Source organism: Paenibacillus sp. YN15 (assembly GCF_003285005.1).
Lineage (GTDB): Bacteria > Bacillota > Bacilli > Paenibacillales > NBRC-103111 > Paenibacillus_AR.
Map to the genome: position 1 here is coordinate 251,788 of NZ_QMFA01000002.1, position 22,525 is coordinate 274,312.

The window sequence follows — 22,525 nt, forward strand, 5'->3', positions numbered from 1 at the left end:
CTGGACTGTTCAGGGGCGGCTTTTCTCCCATCTGCATGAAAATTTGGGGGGATCGTTAAAAAAAGCGTCCTGATGGCCGTTCCGCCGGAAGGTAAAATAGGTTGAAGCCTTTACCCTATAGAGAGAGGAACCGATTCGATGAACAAAGTGGTTGTGTACGATGCTCCCAAAGGAGCGGTTGGGCGGGAGGATTTTGCCGTGCGTGTCCGTGTGCCCGGAGGAGAATGGCAGGATGTATTCGTGTACGAGGTTAAGGTGGATATGCATGAAGTGCGTCCCGCATCCATGGTGTACTTTGATATGGAGGGAACGGTGGAGGTAGAGGTGGAAAGCCGCCTGTCGGAGCCTGTGGGGCAGGTGGTAATCCGGCCGTTGTCGGCGGAGATGGCGTGCCGGCGGGACGGGAACCGGATCAGCTTCCGTCTGGACCGTCCCCGGAAGCTGTCCATTGAAATCAACGGGCAGCGGTTTTCCAATCTGCATTTGTTTGCCAACCCCCTGGAGACGGATGCGCCCGATCCTGATGGGGATCATGTGCTGTTCCTGAAGCCGGCTATCCACCGGACGGAGGATATTTACCGGTTGGCGGGGACTCCCAAGGGAGCGGAGGGCACAACTCCGGACACTCTCTATTTTGGTCCCGGCTTCCATTGGCTGGAGGAGGGGCTTCTGCGCATTCCTTCCGGCACCACCGTGTATGTGGCGGGGGGAGCCGTTGTGGCAGGCTCCTTCGTCTGCGAGCGGGTGCAGGATGTGACAATCCGCGGGCGCGGCATTCTGTATCTGTCGGATTACCACCGGTTTTCCGCTCTCCGCGGCGTCCGGATTGTTTTTTCCCGGAATGTGGAGGTGGAAGGCATTATCACTGTCGATCCTCCCCATTACAGCATTTACCTGGGGAAATCCGATCATGTCCGCATCCGCAACTTCAAGTCCTTCAGCACCCGCGGCTGGTCGGACGGCATTGATATGATGGCCTGTTCGGATATTGAGATCGACGATGTTTTCCTCCGCACTTCGGATGATTGCATCGCCATATACGGCACCCGGTGGGATTATGCGGGGGATACCCGGTTTGTCACCGTGCGCAATTCGGTGCTCTGGGCGGATGTGGCCCATCCGCTGATGATCGGAACCCACGGCGACCATGGCAATGACGGGGATATGATCGAGGATGTGCTTTTTGAAAATATCGATATTCTGGAGCATCATGAGCCCCAGCCCAATTATATGGGGGCCATGGCCATCAATGCCGGGGACAAAAACACGGTGCGCCGGGTGGTGTACCGGAATATCCGGGTGGAGGATTTTGAGCTGGGGCGGCTGGTGGATATCCGGGTGGTCTGGAACAAGGACTATAATCCGGTGCCCGGCAGACGGATTGAGGACATCCGCTTTGAAAGGATTGTCTATAACGGGGCCAACCGCCTGCCCAGCCGGATTCTCGGCTTTGATGCGGAACGGACAGTGACGGGGGTGCAGTTTTGCGGTTTGTACATTAACGGTACAGAGATTACCGAAGCGGAACAGGGGAATTTTGAGCTGAACGGCTTTGCCTTCAATGTTGCCTTCAGTCGGCTGCAAGCGGAGGGAACCGAATGAGCGAACATGGATGCCGGACGGCAGAAGGGCTTCTGGATTCGCCGGATGGGCAGCTGAGGCTTGCTTTTGGGCTTACGGAGCGGGGGCGGCCGTTCTATTCGCTGCGTTATGGCGACCGGCCGTTGCTGCTGGAATCCGCACTGGGTTTGGTGCTGACGGACGCCCCTCCGCTGATGGAGGGATTCCGGGTCAATCATGTGGAGACAGAGGAGAGCTATGAGGAGTGGAGGCCGGTATATGGGGAACGGGAGCAGATTACGGACCATTACCGGTCGCTGAAGGTAGAACTGGTGCAGCAGGATGAAGCCGGCCGCCGTCTGGTGCTGGAGTTTCGGGCATATGCCGGCGGTTTGGCTTTCCGCTATGTGATACCGGAGCAGGCGGGGCTGGAGCGCTTCACCATTGAGCGGGAGGCGTCGCAGTTTCATCTTCCCGAAGGCTGCCGGGCTTATGAGGAGCATGGAGCGGAAGGGGAGTACACCCAGGTTTTGATCAAGGATATGAAGCCGGATTGCGAGCGCCCCTTAACGGTGGTGTATCCCGGCGGTTATTATGCGGCGCTCCTTGAGGCGGGGGTGGATGACTATCCGCGGACGCTGTTTACGGTAAATCCGGAGCAGCCCTGGATTGTGGAAACGGCCTTAAGCGGCCTCTTGACAGGCTTTGTCGGCTACGGCTTGATGGATGAAGGGCTGCCGGAGGAGGAAAAAAGCCACCGGGCCGTTGGCAAAGCTCCCTTCGCCACTCCCTGGCGGCTGGCGCTTGTTGGGGAGAATCCGGGGCAATTGCTGGAGCGCAATGATCTGGTATTGAATCTCAACGCCCCTTGCCGGATTGAGGATGTGTCCTGGGTCCGGCCCGGCAAGCTGATCCGGGAGATGACCCTCTCGCAGGAAGGCGGCCGCCGATGTGTGGATTATGCCGCGTGCATGGGCTTGCAGTATGTGATGCTGGACTGGGGCTGGTACGGCGATCCCTTCGATGATGCCTCCCTGTGCACCCGGCCGGAGGGGGAGGTTTGGTTCTACAGCAAGCATAGCGGCAACCATACCCTCTCTGTGCCGGAGCTGGTGCAATATGCGGCGGAACGGGGCATCGGGATCATTCTGTATCTGGACCGCCGGGCGGTGGAGACGCAGATCGACGAGTTTTTGCCGGTGTTCCGGGAGTGGGGCATCGCCGGGTTGAAGTTCGGCTTTGTCAATACGGGGCCGCAGCGGTGGACCCGTTGGCTGCATGAATGCATCCGCAAATGCGCGGAGTATAGGCTGTTCGTCAATGTCCATGACGCCTACCGGACGACGGGCTACAGCCGGACCTACCCCAATTTGCTGACGGTGGAGGGCATCCGGGGCAATGAGCATTTTCCCACGGCCCGGCATAATGCCACCCTGCCCTTCACCCGTTATCTGGCGGGATGCGGGGACTATACCATCTGCTACTTCGACAAACGGCTGAGGACCACACATGCCCACCAGCTGGCTATGTCCGTCATTGCCTACAGCCCGCTGCAATCCATCGGCTGGTACGATGTGCCGGCGGATGCCCAGGGCGAGCCGGAGCTGGAATTCTTCCGGGTGCTGCCTACTGTGTGGAGCGATACCCGGGTATTGGCCGGCGAGATCGGGGAGCTGGCGGCGATTGCGCGGCGGCGGGAGGAGCAATGGTTTGTGGGGGCCATCACCAATGAGCGGATCCGGGAGCTGGCGGTTCGGCTGGATTTCCTCCAGCCGGGCGTCCGGTATCTTGCGTCGGTGTATGCCGATGATCTGTGGAACACCGCCTCGCGGACCCAGGTTTCGGTGACGGTGAAGGAGGTCAACGCGGACACAGTGCTGCTGATGCAGCTGGCCCCCAGCGGCGGCCAAGCCTTGTGGCTGCGGCCGATGAGCCCCGAGGGCGGGGGCTGAGGCGGCAGCCGGATAGCGGAAGCCTGCTTTCCACTATTGTTGCATATTGCAGGGATGAGCAGGGCAAAAGGGGCCAATAGCGGAAGATCGCCTTCCGCTATTGGCCGGTTTGCCCGCCAGCTCAAGCAATAGCGGAAAAAAACCTTCCGCTAAGCTTGCACCTGCCGCCTCCGTACAATTGTTGGCGCTTACATGCCGCCTGACAGCAGCCAGCTACCCCCGTCGGAAGCCAGCGCCTGCCGACCAGCCTGACAGCGGTTAGCCCGGCCTCCTACGGCACGTGCATCCGCCGCCAATTGGCCTGACCCGCCGCTTGCACACCCGCCAGGGTAGGTTTTCGCCCGACAACCTGATATGATATTACCAAGCAAGGCGACTCACCACTCATCTGCTGTGGAGGGGCTTACGTTGAACACACTCCGGTTTTCCCGTTTGCGCAAAAGCATATTTGCCAAATTCGCCTTTTCCTTTATTACCGTTGGCCTGATCCCGCTCCTTGTGCTCAGCTTTTTCGCGCTGAACACCTTCGGCAATTACATGGAGCGCTACTCCATCAACAGCTTCGAGCAGATGGTGCTGTATGCGGGCAAAAATGTGGATGACTTTTACACCAAATACAATAATATCTCCAAGCTGATGTATACCTTCGGCCAGCAGGGCACCTACGGCCAGTTCGGCAGATTGATCGCCGAGCAGGGGACGCAAAAGGACTACCAGCTAACCGCAACCTTGGACGATTTCCTCCACACGGTGGTGGCGACGGATGTCCATATCCGCAGCGCGGCGTTTGTGTTCCCCGACGGCAGCTACCAGGATATAAGCCGGGACGGGAGCCGGATTGATTTCCGCTCCCAATTTCCGCCGCGCGACTGGGCGGAGACGCTGGCCGCCAATCCCAAGCAGCTGAGCATGTTTCCCACCCACCAGCAGGACTATTATTCGAGCTCCGGAGTGCAGGTGATGACCTTTGCCCGCAATCTGATTGATGTGGTGGGCAGCCCCGGACTGGACGGAATTGTCGTCGGCAGCTTGTATATGGATATATCCTTAAGCGCATTTGATGAAATTTTTCAATACCTGACCCTCGGCCAGAAGGATGGCATGTATGTGATGGATGAGTCGGGGCGCATTCTCTACAGCAATAAGCACGAATCCATCGGCCGGATGTTCCAGCCGGTTCCCGACTCGGAGGAATACCACTACGTGCGGCATCTGATGCCCAATTCCGCGTGGAGTGTGGTGGGGGAGGTCAACAAGAATGAGCTGTTCGGCCGGATCAATGCCATCAAAAGCACCATTGCCATTGTAATCGGGCTTTGCATTCTTTCCCTGGTGGTGGTAGCCGTCTGGTTCTCCAATAACCTGTCCAACCCCATCCGGACCATCATCCGTCACATGGCGCGGGTGGAATCCGGCGATTTCGACACCCAGGTGCAGGTGCGGACGGCGGACGAAATCGGGATGCTGGCCAGAGGCTTCAACAAAATGACCGACCGCCTCCAAAGCTACATCGATGAGGTGTACGTGGCCCAGATCAAGCAGAAGCAGGCGGAGCTGACCGCACTCAAAAGCCAGATCCGCCCCCATTATTTGTACAATACCCTGGAAGTGATCCGGATGAGCGCAGTGGCTAACGATGACGAGGAGGTGGCGGATATGATCATCGCCTTGTCCCGTCAGCTGAAGTATGTGCTGGATTACGGGGAAGAAACGGTTACGCTGCTGGAGGAAAAGACCAATATCGAGCAATACTACCGGCTGATGGAGCTGCGTTACGGCGAACACCGGCTGGCCATGGACATGCGGATGGAAGGAGAAGCCCTTGCCTGCCTGCTGCCCAAGCTGTCCCTCCAGCCTCTGGTGGAAAATGCCATTTATCACGGGATCATGCCCAAAACGGGCAAGGGCACCATCCGCATAACGGCGGAGCGGGAAGAGGACAGGCTGGTGATCACCGTGGATGACGACGGTATCGGCATGACGGAGGAGCGGCTGGAGCAGCTCCGGGATAAGTTGAAAGGACGGGCTCCGGCGGAGCAGAGCGGCGGCGGAGGCATCGGGGTCAAGAATGTGCATGACCGGATTACTGCCCTGTACGGCCCGGAATATGGAATACGGATCAACAGCACACCTAATATCGGTACATCCGTGCGGATGATTCTACCCTATCAGAAGGAGGCGGCAAACAGTGATAACGGCATTGCTGGCGGATGACGAACCGATAATCATCAAAGGGCTGAAGAAGCTGATCCCCTGGGAGAAGCATGGCATCCGGGTGATTGGAGAAGCATGGACCGGGCGCGGGCTGCTGGAGCTGATGGAGAAGGAGGAGCCGGACCTGATCATCACCGATATCAGCATGCCTGACGGCTCCGGCATTGATGTGCTGAAGGAAATCGGGCGCCGCGGGCTCAAGACCAAGGTGATTTTTATCAGCGCCTACCAGGAGTTTTCTTATGCCAAGGATGCGCTGGCACTGGGGGCGGTGGACTATCTGGTGAAGCCCATTGAGAAGGGGCTGCTGCTGGCGGCGGTGGAGCGGGCCATAGCCGCGCTGGAGGAGGAATCCGAGGGACTCCGCTCCAAAAGCAAGCTGGCCGTATATGAGCACAAGGACAGGAAAACCCAGCTGGAGGAGCTGTTCGACCGGCTTCTTGACGGGGATATCCGCAGGGAGGAAGCGGAAGACAAGCTGCGCAGTCTGGATGCGGGCTGCATTCATGACGCTTACACCGTGCTTCTGCTGGAGTCGGAGCTGCCGGCGGAGGATACCCGCTGGGGTGAGCATGAGAAGCGGCTGCTGCTGTTTGCCGTAGGCAATATGGCGGAGGAGCTGGTGCGCCGGGAGGGGGCGGGCATCGTTGTCCGCAAGGGGGACCGGTTATGCGCCGTCGTCAACCATCCCCAGGGGACCAGCCTGACGGCGCTGGCCCGGGATATGATCCGCAACGCGGCCAAGTATCTCAAGGTGAACCTGTCCGTGGGGATCGGCCGGGAGTACACCGGCCCCGAGGGAATCAAGGCTTCCTTCCGGACGGCGGCAGAGGCGCTGAGCCGGATTTTCTTCGCCAGTGAAGGGGGAGGAGCGGTGCTCTGGGATGGGGAGGACGCAGACAAAAACGGTGTCTCGGAACGGGAGATGACGGATGCGCGGCAGGAAACGCTGCAGGGTTTCCTGACCAAGGACCAGGAGCGTCTGGAAGCGGGGCTTGACATTCTATTTGAACGAACGGAGAGATATGCCGGCGGCAGCAAGGACAAGGCCGTAATGGCCGGTTATGCCACCATCGTGGAATGGGTGGAAAAGCTGGAGGGGTTTGGCGTATCCCTGGAGCAGGGGGAGGCGGAGATGCAGCGGCATCTGAATGCCATGCGCAATGCCCGCCGGTATGAGGAGCTGAAGGGGTACATCAGACATATTGCGGAGCAGATTATCCGGCGGATGGAGTCGGCGGGAAGCGGCAAGGAAGCCCAGCAGCTGGTGACCGTCAAGACGTATATAGAAAACCACTATATGGAGAACATTACGCTGGAGGGCGTCGCCTCGAAAATCTATATGAACCCGTATTATTTCAGCAGCTTCTTCAAAAAGCATACCCATATGAATTTCAAGCAGTATTTGACGGAAATCCGGATGAAGGAGGCGGTGAAGCTGCTGCTTCAAACGGACCTGATGGTGTACGAAATCGCCGAGAGGGTGGGGTATAACAACTCCAGGCAATTCAGCGACATGTTCAAAAAGCACTTCGGCAAGCTGCCTCAGGAATATAAAGCCCAGGGCGGACCAAAGGCCTAGCCGCGGAGCAAGGAAGGAGAGGCTGCACCATCATGCCTCTCCTATGTTTTCTGTTCATCTGGTAGATTTGCGAAGGCGATGGTATAATTTAGTAGACAATCGGAAGCGGAGAGGAGGAGTTCTCGCTTTTTTGCGTTTTATGGTTGTTTTTTGGCGGAACTGCGGAACAGCCGAATGATCTTGCAAGGGGGATGGGTATGCAGCTGTTGAAACGTTATCGCAATACCGTTTTCACAAGGCTTATTCTTTCGTACACGGTTTTTTCGATTATTCTTGTGGGCATGGCTGGAGGATATCTGTATTCCAGGGCCAACCGCCTGATGCTGGAGGAGATCGCCAAGGAAAGCGACAACCGGCTCCAGGCCGTCCAGAGGTATGCCGAGGAGACGCTGCTCCGCCAATATGAGGAGAGTGTGGAGAACAAAGCGAAGTCCACCTACTATTTTGTCGGCAAATCGGATTTGAACATGTTTTTGGAAAATGGGTGGGAAAATAATCTGTTCCGGATCTTCCAGTTCCGGGAGGAGCTTCTGTACCTGAAGCAATCCCTGGAAGGGGCGGCGGCAGTAACCGTCTATTTCAGCAACCGGGATTATGTGGTGGACAGCAATAGTTTTTATACTACAGTGGAGAATTCTCCGGACAAGGAGTTCATGCTCCAGGCCCAGGCCGGAGAGCTGCCTGCGGGCGTCTGGCTGAACAGGACGCTTAGCGACAGCAAGGAAGTGATGACCTATGCGGTCAAGCTCCCTTATTACACCCTCAAGGAGCCTCCCGCAGGATATATCTTCATCGATGTGGAGCGGGATTATGTGTACAACGCCGTCACCCGGATCATGAACTCGTCGGGCAAGCTGTATATCCTGGACAAGAATGGGGCTCCCGTATTCAACGGCACCGGCGAAGAGGAATGGAGCATGATCCGCACTGCCTTGCATTCGGGAAAGCCGGTTAATGAATTTTCCAATGGGGATGACCGGTATGTGATGGCTCACCTCCAGAGTCCGAAGAATGACTGGACCTATGTCATAGTCAGGCCGCTAAATGCCTTTTCGCTGTCTACCAAGGAGTTTCAGACTCAGCTTTTTGCCTGCGGTCTTGCCGTTCTGGTGTTCGGATTTATCATGTCGTATTTCATGTCCAGACAGCTGTACACTCCCTTGAAGGGATTGATTCAATACATTCGCGGCTTCTATCCGCATTCCGGTTCAGGACAAACTCAGGGCTGGGTGAATGAATACGCTTACATCAGCAATGCCCTGAAGAATATGGATGAAAAAATCGGTGTGCTGGAGGCCAAAACAAAACGGAGCGAGCTGCGCAATCTGGTGCTTGGAGCCCCCATGGAGCTGGAGCAGATGGACATGCTGCCTGCCGGATACAGCTATTCGATGGGGTATATACGGATTTTGGAGGGCAGTCCCGAGCTTTTGGGAGAGGTGTATGAGCAGATGGAGCATCCGGTTCCCGGCATTTTTATTGCCCTGAACCAGACGGAGGCGGCCATTATTTATTACGCGAGGGAAAATCACGGCGTGGACCATGACGATGCTGCGGCGATTCTCGGGGAGCTCCGGCAGCTTCAGCAGGAGATACGCGGAGACATCCGGTTCGGCGGCGCAACGGGAAGCTGGGTGGAATCGGTGGAGAATATTCCGCTGTCCTACCAATCGGCCCGGATGGCTTACCGTTATTGCTTTTTCTTCGGAACCGACGCCATCATTCATTATGCCTCCCTGCAGGATTACACTCCCCGCCCGCTGATATTTTCCTTCGAGCAATATCAGCACATTCTCAAGGCAGGGGACATCAACGGCACCAACCGGTTCATTGACGGCTTCGCGGAAACCTTAAAGCAGAATATGCAGCTGGAAACGGTGGAGCTGGCGCTATTGCAGATTTCTTCCGCGATTTATCAGGTTGTGATTGAGCTGGAGCTGCAGCTGCTGCTTCCTCCGTCCAATCTGTTTGACGATCTGAAGAAGGATACGCTGGATGCGACTGTAGACAACATCCGCACCCTCTCTGTCCAAATCGCGGCGCATGTGAAGGAAACCGGCAATCAGGCCCACGCGGAGGTTGTGCAAAAGCTGAAGACCTATATTGACGAGCATCTGGAGGAAAACCTGTCTCTGAACATTTTATCCGATGTGGCTTCGCTTGCCCCCGCCTATGTATCCACACTGTTCGGCGAGGTGATGAAGGAGTCCTTCACCGATTATGTCACCCGGGTCAGACTGGACAAAGCCGCTGCTATGCTGCGGGAGAATACGGAGCTGTCCGTAACCGAAATTGCCGGACAGGTGGGCTACAAGAACGTGCAGTATTTCCATAACAAGTTCAAACAGAAATATGGGGTCACACCGGTGCAGTACCGGCAGGCCATGAAGGGCTAAGCGTTGGAAATTACAGGGAAAATGCGGTTATAAACGGCCTTTATACTGCCTCTCCGGGAAATTTAAAAGAAATTGCAAGCCCGATTAAAAGAAAACGCAATGATTTGAATGGTTTTGCAATTGAAAAAACGCTTTCACGTTTGTATATTTAGGAGCGAGGAGTGAAGGCAACGTAAAACCATACACAAAGGATTGAAAGGAGAATGGAAGCATGAACCCGGAGCATGCAACAGGAGCAGGCAGCATCGAAGGGGCCACAAAGCAGAAAATATCCAAAAAAACAGGCGGAACATGGTCACAATATGTGCGGAACAGATATTTGTTCATGATGTTGTTTCCCATATTGGTCTGGTATGGGGTATTCGCTTACGGTCCCATGTACGGCATTCAATTGGCTTTTAAGGATTATATGATCCGAGACGGAATATGGGGAAGCCCCTGGGTCGGGCTGAAGCATTTCGAATATCTGTTTTCCCTGTCCCCGGATTTCTGGCATATTATCGGCAATACGCTGATTATAAGCGCTTATCACATTATCTTTGGCTTTCCGGCCCCCATTATACTGGCGCTTTTGCTGAATGAAATCCGCTTTCCCTTGTTTAAAAAAATTGCCCAGACCATCTCCTATTTGCCGCACTTTTTATCCTGGATCGTCATCGGCGGCATTCTGATTTCCTTATTGTCCCCGGGCACCGGCGTCATTAACTATTTCATCAAGATGCTGGGCTTTGATCCCATTTATTTTTTGGGGCAGGAGAAATATTTCCGCTTTACCCTGGTCACCTCGGCCATCTGGAAAGAGGTCGGATGGGGCACCATCATCTACCTGGCGGCCTTGGCGGGAGTTGATTCCCAATTGTATGAGGCGGCCGTATTGGATGGAGCCAACCGTTGGAAGCAAACGCTGCATGTCACCATTCCCGCTCTTTTGCCCACCATTGCCATTCTTCTGATCATGCGGGTAGGCGGTATTCTGGACGCCGGCTTCGATCAGATTTATACTCTCTATTCACCGGCGGTTTACGGCGTTGCCGATGTGCTGGACACCTATGTGTACCGGGTCGGCCTGCAGGGCATGCAATTCGGCATGACCACAGCCGTAGGCTTGTTCAAGAATGTCATCGGGCTGGCGCTGGTTCTGTCCACCAATTTCGTGATCAAAAAAATGGGACAGGAAGGGCTTCTGTAATGAGCGGAAGAAGGGTGTGGACACGATGAAAATGACGGCAGGAGAAAAGCTGTTTCAATTTTTTCTGATCCTGTTTTTTACCGTATTGTGTGTAGCCATGGTTTATCCGTTTTTGCATGTTCTCTCCATTTCCTTAAGCACCGCCAAGGAGGCGCTGCGGATGGGACTGCATTTTTATCCCCATGAAATCTCGCTGTTTGCCTGGAAAAAGGTGTTTACCACCGATACAGTCTGGCTGGCCTTCGGCAATACGGTTTTCCGGACGGTGGTCGGCACGGTTCTGTCCCTGATTGCCATGTCTCTGGCCGCTTATCCGCTTTCCCGCAAGTACCTGCCTCACCGCAGCATCTATATGACATTTATTATTATTACCATGTTTTTCAGCGGAGGGCTGATTCCCAGCTATCTGCTGATCAAGTCCCTGGGCCTGGTGGATTCCCGTTGGGTGCTCATCATTCCCGGTCTCGTCAGCACCTATTCCATGTTTATTCTGCGCAATTTCTATATGGGCATCCCCTCCGAGCTGGAGGATTCCGCCAAGATCGACGGCGCCAATGATATCCGCATTCTGTTCAGCGTTATTATCCCTCTCTCCAAGCCGGTATTGGCCACTCTGGCGCTCTGGTCCGCGGTGGGACATTGGAATGCCTGGTTCGACGCCTTGATCTATCTCCAGGACCCGGACAAGATTGTGCTGCAAACTTATCTCCGGCGGTTGGTGATTACATCCGAGGGGGACCCGATTCTGCCCCTCCGCACACCGGATATGGAACCGGAAACGGTAAAGGCGGCGGTCATTATGTTTACGGCTTTGCCGATTCTGATCCTGTATCCCTTCCTTCAGCGGTATTTTGTCAAAGGGGTTATGGTGGGTTCGCTTAAGGGATAATTCCCGGTTTTCGGTTTAAGCGGCGCGTCTCTCCATGGACGCCCGTCTAAATAAACTTGCATTCAAAACGGGAGGAACAAACACAATGGGTCAAAGCAAAAAATATGCAATCGCTACTACGGCTGTGCTGCTGTCGGCATCCCTTATGGCAGGCTGCGGCGGGGAAAAAAATTCAGCCGCATCCCAAGCCCCCGGCTCCACGGCAGGAACCGAAAAACCGATTGAGATTGTCATTGCCAACAACTACAATGCTCCGGAGACGGATGACAACTATGTCCAGAAGAAGCTGGAGGAAAAGTTCAATATCAAAATTAAGAACATCAAGTATGAACGCTCCAGCTGGCGGGAAAAATTTAGTGTTTTGCTGGCCTCCGGCGAGATTCCCGATCTGTTTCCGGTAGATGTGACCATCACCGACATGGTTCAATGGGCGGATCAAGGCATTATTGCTCCTATCTCGGTTGATGAAATCAAGAAGTATATGCCCAATTATGTAAAAGCATTGGAGTCTGTAGACAATACTGCATGGGAGATCGGTCTTTACAAAAACCAAAACTACGGGATTCCCAGAGTATATCCGGGAGGTTTGGACGGATTCCTTCCCGCCATTAATGAACAATGGCTGCAAAAAATCGGGTATACCACTCCCCCCAAAACATTAACGGAATTTGAAGATGTGCTCAACAAATTCGTTAATAATGATCCCGACGGAAACGGCAAGAAGGATACTTATGCCTTGGGAGGCAGAGGCAAGCTGACCAACCAGCTGTTCCCCAGTATCTTCGCCGCACACAAGGTTGCTCCTTACCAATTCAAGCTTGGGGCTGACGGAAAGGCTGAATATGGCGGGGTATCCGAGGAGGCCCGCGCTACGCTGAAGCTTCTGGCCAAATGGTATAAAGCAGGCTATATTGATCCGGAGTTTATTACCTCCGATAACAATGAGAATAATGTGAAGATAGCGAATCAGAAAATTGGCGTTATGGACAATGTAAAACCGGGTGATACCTATCAAACCGGGGGATATGTAGGGAAGCCGGCTTTTGAGAAGGGCTTAAGCTATGTGTCAAGCCCGTTGGTCGCTACTGATGGCAATCGTTATGCCGTTGCATACGGTGCCCGCCAGGAGCCCATTCTGCTTGGCGCCCAGGTTGCCAAGGATGAGGCGAAGCGGATCAAAATTATGCAGCTTTTGGATTATGTTTCAACCAATGACGAAGGCTGGCTGTTGACTCAATATGGCGAGCCGGGCGTCAATTATGACATTGATGCCGCTACCGGCTTGGCGATTGGAAGCACAGATCCCAATAAAGCGGGAACAAAGGCAGGAGCCTCCGGTTATTACAACATGCTCGGCGGGATAGATATGGCGAAGAAAAAGTACAATACCCGCAAAGAAATATTGGACCTGAATAAAAAGTATTATACGGATTTGAACGTTAAGCTGATCACCGATCTGATTGGACCCACTGCTTTAACCAGCAAACCGAAATATTGGACCAATCTGCAGACGCTGCAGGACAGCTATTTTATCAAAGCGATTACGGGCGAGGCCAATACGGACGGCGATTTTGACACCTACAAGGCCAACTGGCTGAAATCCGGCGGCCAAGAGGTAACCAATGAAGTAACCAAGGTGTACGAAGAACGCAAGAAAAAATAAGGATAACACAGACAGAGGGACTGGAGCATAAGCATGATGTTCCGGTCCTTCCTGTATACAGACATCACAAGGAAGGTAGGATGGATGCGATGAAGGGGCAATTGAAGGTTTATTCCGCTCCGGCGGAGGCCGCCGCCAATCCGGATTATGCTGTACGGGTCAGATTGGCGGACGGGGAATGGCAGGAGCTGTTTACGTATGAGGTTCGTGTGGATATGCATCATGTGCGAAATTCCTCTATGGTGACCTTTGATTTTGAGGGGGTTGTGGAGGTAGAGGCAGTTTGCAGGCGGGGGAATCCCCGGCATGTGGAGATCAGGCCCAAGGCGCTGGGGATTCTCCCCCGGATAGAAGGCGACCGGGTTTTGTTCCGGCTGGACCGCCCCTGCAAGCTGAGTTTGGAGGCGGATGGGGACCGGTTCCATAATCTCCATGTTTTCGCCAACAGTATGGAGCAGGATGCTCCCCGGCCGGAGGACAGCAATGTTGCTCTCATCATGCCGGGAACCCACAAAAGCGCCGATCTGGTGCAAAGACTGGGTGAGGGAGGGGACAATGGAGCGGAGCCTGCTGACGTGCTCTATTTTGCCCCGGGCTTTCACCGGCTGGAGGAGGGGCTGCTGCCTATTCCTTCGGGGAAAACGGTATACCTTGCGGGAGGCGCCATGGTGGTTGGCTCCCTGCTGTGCAAACATGTGGAGGACGTCACCATACGCGGTCGCGGAATCATCTTTTTGCGGGATATAGAGAAAACCACCTATTGGCGCAGCGTCCAGATCGACTTCTCCAGGAACATCAGGGTGGAGGATATTATATCCGTCGATCCGCCTCATTACAGCATTCATCTGGGCCAGTCGGAGCAGGTGGCGATCCGCAATTTCAAATCCTTCAGCACCCGGGGCTGGTGCGACGGCATCGACATGATGTCCTGCAGAGACATCCATATTGACGATGTGTTCCTGCGCACCTCCGACGACTGCATTGCCATTTACGGCAGCAGAGGGGTGTTCAAGGGGGATACACGGACTGTTACGGTGCGCAATTCCATTCTGTGGGCGGATGTGGCCCATCCCATTAATATCGGCTGCCACGGTGATCATGAGGGCGAAGGGGATGTGATCGAGGACATCCATTTTGACCAGATTGATATTCTGGAGCATCATGAGCCGCAGGACGGCTATTGGGGCTGTATGTCCATCAATGTTGGGGATAAAAACACGGTGCGCAACGCAAGCTTCCGCAATATCCGGGTAGAGCCCTTCGAGCTGGGGCGGCCCATCGATATTCGTGTGCTGCAAAACGAGAAGTACAATCCCCATCCTGGCCGGGCGGTGCGGAATATTGAGTTTGACACCATCAGCTTCCAAGGCGAATGCTCCAACCCTTCGGTAATTGAGGGGTATGACGAAACCCGTACAGTGGACGGCGTTGTATTCCGCAATCTGCGAATGAACGGGCAGCCGGTCCGCACACCTGACGAAGGCCATTTTGTCATCGGCAGGCATGTGCATCATGTTGTATTTGAGGAATAGGAGGATTTGGATGAGAAGCAACCGTAATGTACTTTTTAATAAAATATGGAGTGCTTTGCTGATTGCAGCTCTACTTGCAGCATATTTGCCGTTTGGGCAAAATAAGGCGGAGGCGGCGGACGTGGCAGCAGCCGGAGTACCTGCCGGCTCGGACAGGGTGACCATCACGCCTGTCATCTCTGAGGAAGGCTTCACCCATCCGGGCATCGGCTTGACCAAGGAGGTTCTGGAAAATGCCCGGGCGCAGGTTATGGCCAAGCAGGAGCCGTGGTATACCTATTACGCTGCCATGAGCCAATCCGGTTATGCGTCCAGTGCATTCTCCGCCAATATATTCGCCAGCGCTAATGGGGACGGGACGGATAATCCGAAGAAGCGCAACGTAAACAGCAAAGGCGAGTTTGTTGCCGACGGATTAAGAGCGTATACGCAAGCTCTGATGTACTATTTTACCGGGGAGGAGGTGTACCGGGCCAATGCCATGCGCATTATCCGGTTGTGGTCCCAGATGGACCCGAACCAATATGCTTACTTCACCGACTCCCATATCCATATGGGCATTCCGTTGAACAGAATTGTCACTGCGGCGGAAATTCTGCGTTATTCCGGCGCCGACGGGGAGGACCCGCAATGGGCGTGGACGGATGCGGATACCGTTCAGTTTACCGAAAATCTGATCAAGCCAATGATTGCCACCTATTGTTATTATAATGATAAATTCATGAACCAGCATCTTTATCCGCTAATCGGCGCTGTTTCCGGCTATATCTTCATGAATAGCACGGAGCGGTATGCGGAGGGCGTGGAGTGGTTTACGGTGAATAAAACTGCGCCGGACCAGGGACAGAACGGCTCCATCCAACGTCTGTTCAGGCTGGTGACGCATAATGAGGCAACCGGAGAACCGCTGGAGACTCCGCGAGTCCAGCATGTGGAGATGGGACGGGATCAAGCCCATGGCGCCGGCGATCTCACCAACGCGGAGATTTTGGCCCGGCTGCTGGAGGCACAGGGGACCAAAGTTGATCCGCAATATGGAACCGTTTCCACAGCGGTGAATGCCGTATCCGCTTACCAGTTTCTGGGCAACCGGATTCTGGACGCCTCCGATTATTTCGCCCGTTTCATGCTGGGGCATGATACCCCCTGGACACCTGTCATCGCACGTTACGACAATGGAGTACCGGTGATCTACCAGATCCTCTCCGGCAACTACCGGGGGCGGATCGGCGGCAATGTCTACGGGCAATATTATTTTTACAAGTACAATATGGGAGTGGATGTGGAGCAGGCGGCGCCGTATTATGCCGACATGTTCAGGAAGCGCCATATGTTCTGGTGGGAATCGCCGGATGGAGGGGCCGATTATTGGCTCTTTATCCCCCAGGAAGCGGCAGCCGAAGGGGCGTCCACATTGCCGAAGGTGTCGGCAAGCGGCTTGCAGGAGATGGAGTACCGGACTGCCACCGATCTGAACGGTCTGGCCAATGCGGCCGCCGGGACAGACGGGGACGGAACCTCTTATGTCCGGATTCAGGCTGCGGAGGAGGGAAGCCGGGTATCCCTGGTTGCCTCCGGCACGGCCTTAAAGACCGTCGGGTTGAAATTCCGCACCAACGGAACGGCCCGGCTGGAGATCAACGGCTGGAAGAATAATGAGCTGGTGCTGCCCGATACCAAGGGCCAGTGGAAATATGCCGTTCTCACTATAAATGAATATCAAGGTCTGGGTGATCTGATTTATTTCAAGGTGACGGGCAAGGGGACGCTTGTGGACATTGACCATATTCTTCTGGATGGGGCGGCGCAGCTGACGCCTCCCGTATTTGCAGCCGGAGGCTCTTCCCTGAATCTGTATGCTTATACGGGCTCCCAGGCTACTCTCAGCTATGATTTCTCGGCAACGGATGCGGGAATGGGGGAGCATATCGCCTATCAGATCGACAGCAAGCCGGAGGGAGCCTTGTTCGATGAAAGCACAGGGGTCTTCTCCTGGAAACCGGCGCAGGCGGGGACGTACTCCATTGTGGTCAGCGCCACCGACGGAACCTCTGTGTCCGCCAGGGCGGTAAGCATTACTGTGGGCAATGACCGGCAGGAAGCGGTAGCGGCGGCCATTGCGCCGTATAACCCGCAGACGATTTATATTTCCGCGTCACGGGATGCTTTTCAGGCGAAATACGCGGAAACGCTCCAAATGGTGCCCACAGCGACGGATGAGGAGTTCTACCGCAAATTATCCGAATTGAACAGCGCGGTTCAAGGGCTCCGGCTGCTGACGCCGCTTATGGAAGACGGAAGCATGGATTATGTCAGCCTGGGCATTACCTCAACCTTCGGCACACAAATTGCCAATCTGGCGGATAATGCGCCGGACAGCTTTGCCGGTTATTACCTGACCGGGGACCGGAGCTTTATTCTCGACTTCGGCGCGGACTACAAGGTGTCCGCCACTGCCGTCAAGCTTCAGGTCAGAGCCGGGTTCCCGGAGCGGATCGGCGGGGCTGCCGTGTACGGCTCCAATGACAAGGAAAATTGGACCCGCCTCACGCCGGAACGGACAACTGCAGCCGATGAGATGCAGGAGCTGAAGGTCAGCGAAGAGCTGCAGCATAAGCCATACCGGTTTCTGAGACTGCATATGAATGATGAGCCCACCAGCACCATGTTTGAGCTGTCGGAGCTGCGGATTTACGGCCAGCGCCATGAAACCCATAACAGGCTGGAGTCGGTCTCCATCCGTTCTCCCCAAAGTATCCAGGGGCGGGTCAACACCGGGGATATGGTATCCGTATCCTTCAAGTCCACCGAGCCGATTTCCGATGTGCAGGTGACCATACAGGGGCGGCAGGCGGCAGCGGTTTCGCCGGATCAGCAGACCTGGACCGCATTTGTGACCATGGACGGCGCAATGCCCACGGGCAAGGTCCGGTTTGCCATTGATTATAAAACCGCGGGAGGCATAGCTGCGGATACGGTCATGTTTACCACGGACAATTCATCGCTGGATTATATGAACCGTTCCACTTTCCTGGATGTTTCCAAGCTGGCCGCAGTGGTTGCCTCCAGCGCCGGATACGGCAGCGGCGGGCTGCCGGCCGATCAGGTGGGCTATCTGCTGTTTGACGGCAATACGGCTACCTTTGGCGATCTTGCCTCGGGCACCGGCGCTTTCTACACAATAGACTTTGGGGAGGGCGCGTCAGTCAGGCTAAGCGGCGTGACCCTGATGCCGCGAAGCGGTTATGCCGGGCGGATGAACGGCGTTGTGGTGAAGGGCTCAAACGACAATGCGACCTGGACCGACCTGACCCCGGCCGTATCCGGGGCGGCGGACAATACCTGGACGTACATCGGCGGGGAGCAGATCAGAGATGGCAGCGGGTACCGCTATCTCCGCATTTCCAACAGCGGGGCATGGAGCGGCAACATCGCGGAGGCGGAGCTGTACGGCGCATATGACATTTCGGATATCGCCTCCATGGTGCCGGGACCTGACGGGTACACCAGACTCAGCTATTATCTGTACAAACAGACGGCTGACCGGATTGTGGAAGCCTTCAGTCAGCCGGGAGCCAACAAGCTGATGCTGCGAAATGAGCTGAAGGAGGCGGAGAAGCTGCTGGTATCCAGGGCAACCCTGCCGGTGGAATCGGTGGAAAAGGTGTCCCTTACCGCGGATATGGTAACCGCATCCCATAAATCCTACGGCAGCTCAACAGACAACCGGGCCGTAAACGGCTGGAGGGCCTTCGACGGGAACACGGCCACCTATACGGACAATGACGGCAATCCCGGCTGGATTGATGTGGATCTGGGTTCAGGCAATGAGAAGGCGTTGACCGGCTTCAAGTTCTATCCGCGGCCAGGCAGATCGGGCAAACCGGCCAATGAATATGTCAGCCGGGTCAACGGGGCGGTGCTGCAAGGCTCCGCAGACAGAATAACCTACGTCAATTTGCATACGATAAGCGGCGCCAGCGCTCTGGAATGGTATACAGTCCCTCTGGCCAACAGCGCGCCGTTCCGCTATTTGCGCTATTATTCGGCGGCGGGAGGGGCCAATGTAGCGGAGCTGGAATTTTATTACGGGAATACCGTTGACAAGACACTGCTGGCCTATTTGCTTGAGCAGGCCGGGGAGCTGAACCCCGAATTGTATACAGATTCAAGTCTGCTGCCGTTTCATCAGGCTCTGGAAGCCGGTATTGACATGAACAGCGGCAACGGGCACACCCAGGCGGAGGTTGACCAGGCGGTTGCGGAGCTGCAGGCGGCCAAGGGCCAGCTTCAATACAAAACCGGCGTGCCGCTGCTTGCGCCGCTTCCGGATGTGACGGCCGATGCGGAAACCCGCATCAGCTTTACGGTTCAAACTCTGAACAGTGTGACAGGCGCCGTGTATTCCGTCAGTCCGCTTCCGGCAGGAGCTTCGTTAGATTCGTCCACTGGGGAGTTTGTCTGGACGCCGTCCCGGGAGCAGGGCGGTGTATACAGCCTGATCTTTACTGTAACGGCAGGCGGCTTTTCCGCCTCCGGTACGGTTATCATTACGGTGAAGGGAGCGCCGCTGCTTGAACCGGAGGCAAGGGCGGAGCTGACGGCCAGACAGGTGTACACCTATCAGGTAGCCGCTTCAGATCCGGCAGGCCAGCCCTTGGTTTATCAGGCAGTTCATTTGCCCCAGGGGGCGGTGTTTGATCCGGCCAGCGGCCTGTTTACCTGGAAGCCTGCGCAGGGGGATTACGGAAGCCATGCCGTAACCTTTGTGGTCAGCAACGGGAAATATTCATCCAGCCAAACCTTGCATTTGCAGGTGGGGCTTCAGCTTTTCCCGCCGGGAGATTTCACCAGAGGCAGCTACTATGTGTACCAAAAAGAAGCGGAGCGGATTGCGGCGGAAATCGTCAAGCCGGAAGCAAACAGGCAGCAGCTGCTGGCGGAGCTGGCTTCGGCTGAAGGGGCGCTGGTGTCCAATCCCTTGTCGGTTTATGCCTTTGAGGGGAATCTGAATAATACCTTCGGCGAAGCTTCCGCAACCGCTTTCGGCTCCCCTGCTTATGCGGAGGGAAGGAACGGCCAGGCCATTCAATTGAGCGGGGCGAATAATCAATATGTGCAGCTGCCGCAGGATCATGCCCTGGGCGGTTACGATGAAATCACGGTGGCCATGTGGGTAAATTGGAGCGCCAACAGCCAGTGGCAGCGCATCTTCGACTTTGGCAACGGCACTGCCCAATACCTGTTCCTGACCCCTCGTTCGGGGGATAACACTCTGCGGTTTGCCATCAAGAACGGCGGCTCGGAGCAGGCGGTAAATACCGATCAGCTGCCCTTGAACCAATGGGTGCATGTGGCGGCAACCCTTGGCGGCGGCAGCGCCAAGCTGTTTGTGGATGGGGTGGAGAAGGCCTCCGCTCCCGTTACCATCAAACCGAAGGATTTCAAACCCGCCATCCATTATATTGGAAAAAGCCAATTTGCTGCGGACCCGTTGTTTAATGGCAGGCTTGATGATTTTGCCGTTTACAACCGGGCCTTGAGCGCCGATGAAATTTTCTCGCTTTACAGTGGCAATGGGATATGGCGGGATAACTCCCTGCTGGAGCTGTTCTTGGCGGAAGCGGCGGCGCTGCCGGTCCCGGAGGATTATACGGAAGCTACCTGGACGGTTCTACAGGCTGCAGTTGCCTCTGCGCAAGAGCGGCTGGAGGCTGCCTCCAGCACCCAGCAGCAGATTGACGAAGCCGCCGGGAGCTTGCGGCAAGCCTTGGAGCAATTGGAGCGCAAGCTGCACATTGAAGCCCTGAAGCCGGTGGAGGTGTGGACAGCGGTGGGAATCCCTCCTGAATTGCCGACGGTTGTCGAGGCCGTTTACAGTAACGGGACGGTTTTGCCGGTGGCAGTAGTCTGGAATGAGGTTGACCCCATCCTGTACAGCGCTCCCGGCAGCTTCAGTGTCACAGGCGCGGTGTACGGATCACCGCTTCCGGCTGCCGCCAATGTTACGGTTGTAGACCCGGATGCGCCGTCGCCTCCCATGAATCTGCGCGCGTCCGATATCACCTCTTCCTCTCTGGTGCTGAACTGGAGTGCATCCACGGACAATGTGGCGGTAACCGGATATGATGTTTTCCGGGATGGATTGCTGGCAGGCACCGTAACCGGCTTAACCGGCTCAACCTATAGCTACAGCTTTACCGGCCTGGCCCCCGATACAGCGTATACATTCAAGGTGGCTGCCTTTGACGAGGCGGGGAACCGGACAGCAAGCGCCGATTTTACAGCCAAGACGGAATCATCCTCAAACGGCTCTGCTGGAGGCTGGTCCGGCGCTGCGGAAGAAGCCGTGCCGGCCATAGAACCGGAGCAGGTTGTAGACGGAGCCCGAATTCAGGCGAAGCTCACCGTGAAGGACGGGATGGCTCAGGCGGCGTTGAGCGCAGAAAGCTTGAGCAAGGCGATTGCCAATGCAGCGCAGGATAAGGAGAAGCTGCTGGCGGTTCATCTGAGGTCGGATGACCCAGCTTCCTCCATTTCTCTGGAGCTTCCGGCGAAGGCCTGGATCAAAGCCCGAAATGAGGGGATAAAGGCTATCGCGGTGGAAACAGGTCTTGTCTCCCTGAAAATTCCAATGGATGCTGTCCCGGATCTGTCAGATCAAGGGGAACTGCTATTGACCATAAGGTTGCTGGATGCCTCCCAATGGCCCGCCTCTTTCAGCGGTGCGGGCAATAACAAACCTATGTTGGAGCTGGCTCTTGCGGTTGACGGAAAACCGGTGAAAGACTTCGGGGCAGGCAAGGAGGCGGAGGTGCGCATTCCTTACACACGCCGGGCCGGAGAGTCCCAGTATGGTTTGGTAGCGGCATACGCAGACGATTCAGGCCGGTTAGTCATAGTGCGCAATTCCAGGTATGAGGCCGGAACAAATGAGCTTGTCTTTTATGTCCGGCATTTCGGCACATATGGGGTGGTCTCCAATCCGGCGGCCTTCACGGACCTGGAGCCTTACACCTGGGCCCGGAACAGCATAGACGCTTTGTTTGCCCGGCAAATTATCGACGGAGTCAGCACGGACCGGTTTGCTCCCGGTTTTGCCGTCAGCCGGGCCGGGTTCCTGAAGATGGGGATGGAGGCTTTTGGCTTGGTGGACGAAGGATATGTCTCCACCTTCACAGACGTGCAGCCGGACGAGTGGTATTCCGACGCTGTTGCCACGGCGCAGGCGCTCCATATTGTCGACGGGTATGAGGACGGCCGCTTCGGGCTGGAGCAATCCATTACCCGGGAAGAAATGGCGGTGCTGCTGATGCGCATTCTGGCAGCCGCGGATATGGAGCTTCCGAAAGCCGACAGCGGCCCGTCAGCGGCGTTCCGGGATGCGGCCCAAATTGCCGGTTATGCGGCGGATGCGGTAAGGGCTTTGACGGAGGCCGGGGTTATTCAAGGCCGGGAGGGAGAGTTGTTTGCGCCGAAGGCCGGCACAACCAGGGCCGAGGCTGCCGTGTTGATCGCGCGCATCATGGGAATTGAATAATAGCCGGG

General features: G+C 55.7%; 10 protein-coding genes. All 10 read left to right on the forward strand.

The window, feature by feature from the left end; genetic code table 11:
- Nucleotides 1–138 precede the first annotated feature (138 nt).
- On the forward strand, nt 139–1,602 hold the full coding sequence (locus DQG13_RS03020; RefSeq protein WP_113018112.1) for a glycosyl hydrolase family 28 protein: 1,464 nt from the start codon (nt 139–141) through the stop codon (nt 1,600–1,602).
- Nucleotides 1,599–3,512 carry a glycoside hydrolase family 97 protein gene (locus tag DQG13_RS03025; protein ID WP_113018114.1) on the forward strand — a complete coding sequence of 638 codons (1,914 nt, stop codon included), beginning with the start codon at nt 1,599–1,601 and terminating at the stop codon, nt 3,510–3,512. The genes DQG13_RS03020 and DQG13_RS03025 overlap by 4 nt, the downstream gene beginning before the upstream one ends.
- A gap of 408 nt (nt 3,513–3,920) precedes the next feature.
- Complete coding sequence (locus DQG13_RS03030; protein WP_258525425.1) at nt 3,921–5,726, forward strand: cache domain-containing sensor histidine kinase; 1,806 nt, start codon at nt 3,921–3,923, stop codon at nt 5,724–5,726.
- Nucleotides 5,701–7,308, forward strand: coding sequence for a response regulator (locus DQG13_RS03035; protein ID WP_113018118.1), 1,608 nt, complete (start codon nt 5,701–5,703; stop codon nt 7,306–7,308). The genes DQG13_RS03030 and DQG13_RS03035 overlap by 26 nt, the downstream gene beginning before the upstream one ends.
- A gap of 197 nt (nt 7,309–7,505) precedes the next feature.
- Nucleotides 7,506–9,704: an AraC family transcriptional regulator gene (locus DQG13_RS03040; protein WP_181592538.1), complete on the forward strand. Its 2,199-nt coding sequence runs from the start codon at nt 7,506–7,508 to the stop codon at nt 9,702–9,704.
- Nucleotides 9,705–9,915: 211 nt separating this feature from the next.
- Nucleotides 9,916–10,893 carry an ABC transporter permease gene (locus tag DQG13_RS03045; RefSeq protein ID WP_113018122.1) on the forward strand — a complete coding sequence of 326 codons (978 nt, stop codon included), beginning with the start codon at nt 9,916–9,918 and terminating at the stop codon, nt 10,891–10,893.
- A 25-nt stretch (nt 10,894–10,918) separates the two neighbouring features.
- Nucleotides 10,919–11,782 (forward strand): carbohydrate ABC transporter permease, encoded by an 864-nt coding sequence (locus tag DQG13_RS03050; RefSeq protein WP_113018124.1) that lies wholly within the window; start codon nt 10,919–10,921, stop codon nt 11,780–11,782.
- 85 nt (nt 11,783–11,867) lie between these two features.
- A complete protein-coding gene (locus DQG13_RS03055) occupies nt 11,868–13,445 on the forward strand; it encodes an extracellular solute-binding protein (RefSeq protein ID WP_181592539.1) in 1,578 nt (525 codons plus the stop codon).
- Nucleotides 13,446–13,525: 80 nt separating this feature from the next.
- On the forward strand, nt 13,526–14,977 hold the full coding sequence (locus DQG13_RS03060; protein ID WP_258525426.1) for a glycosyl hydrolase family 28 protein: 1,452 nt from the start codon (nt 13,526–13,528) through the stop codon (nt 14,975–14,977).
- Nucleotides 14,978–15,098: 121 nt separating this feature from the next.
- Nucleotides 15,099–22,517 (forward strand): LamG-like jellyroll fold domain-containing protein, encoded by a 7,419-nt coding sequence (locus tag DQG13_RS03065; protein ID WP_181592540.1) that lies wholly within the window; start codon nt 15,099–15,101, stop codon nt 22,515–22,517.
- Nucleotides 22,518–22,525: the final 8 nt, after the last annotated feature.

Bases quoted from the DNA above. Each gene is read 5' to 3' on its own strand.
- DQG13_RS03020 (WP_113018112.1), top strand. From the start codon at position 139: ATGAACAAAGTGGTTGTGTACGATGCTCCCAAAGGAGCGGTTGGGCGG.
- DQG13_RS03025 (WP_113018114.1), top strand. From the start codon at position 1,599: ATGAGCGAACATGGATGCCGGACGGCAGAAGGGCTTCTGGATTCGCCG.
- DQG13_RS03040 (WP_181592538.1), top strand. From the start codon at position 7,506: ATGCAGCTGTTGAAACGTTATCGCAATACCGTTTTCACAAGGCTTATT.
- DQG13_RS03045 (WP_113018122.1), top strand. From the start codon at position 9,916: ATGAACCCGGAGCATGCAACAGGAGCAGGCAGCATCGAAGGGGCCACA.
- DQG13_RS03050 (WP_113018124.1), top strand. From the start codon at position 10,919: ATGAAAATGACGGCAGGAGAAAAGCTGTTTCAATTTTTTCTGATCCTG.
- DQG13_RS03055 (WP_181592539.1), top strand. From the start codon at position 11,868: ATGGGTCAAAGCAAAAAATATGCAATCGCTACTACGGCTGTGCTGCTG.
- DQG13_RS03060 (WP_258525426.1), top strand. From the start codon at position 13,526: ATGGATGCGATGAAGGGGCAATTGAAGGTTTATTCCGCTCCGGCGGAG.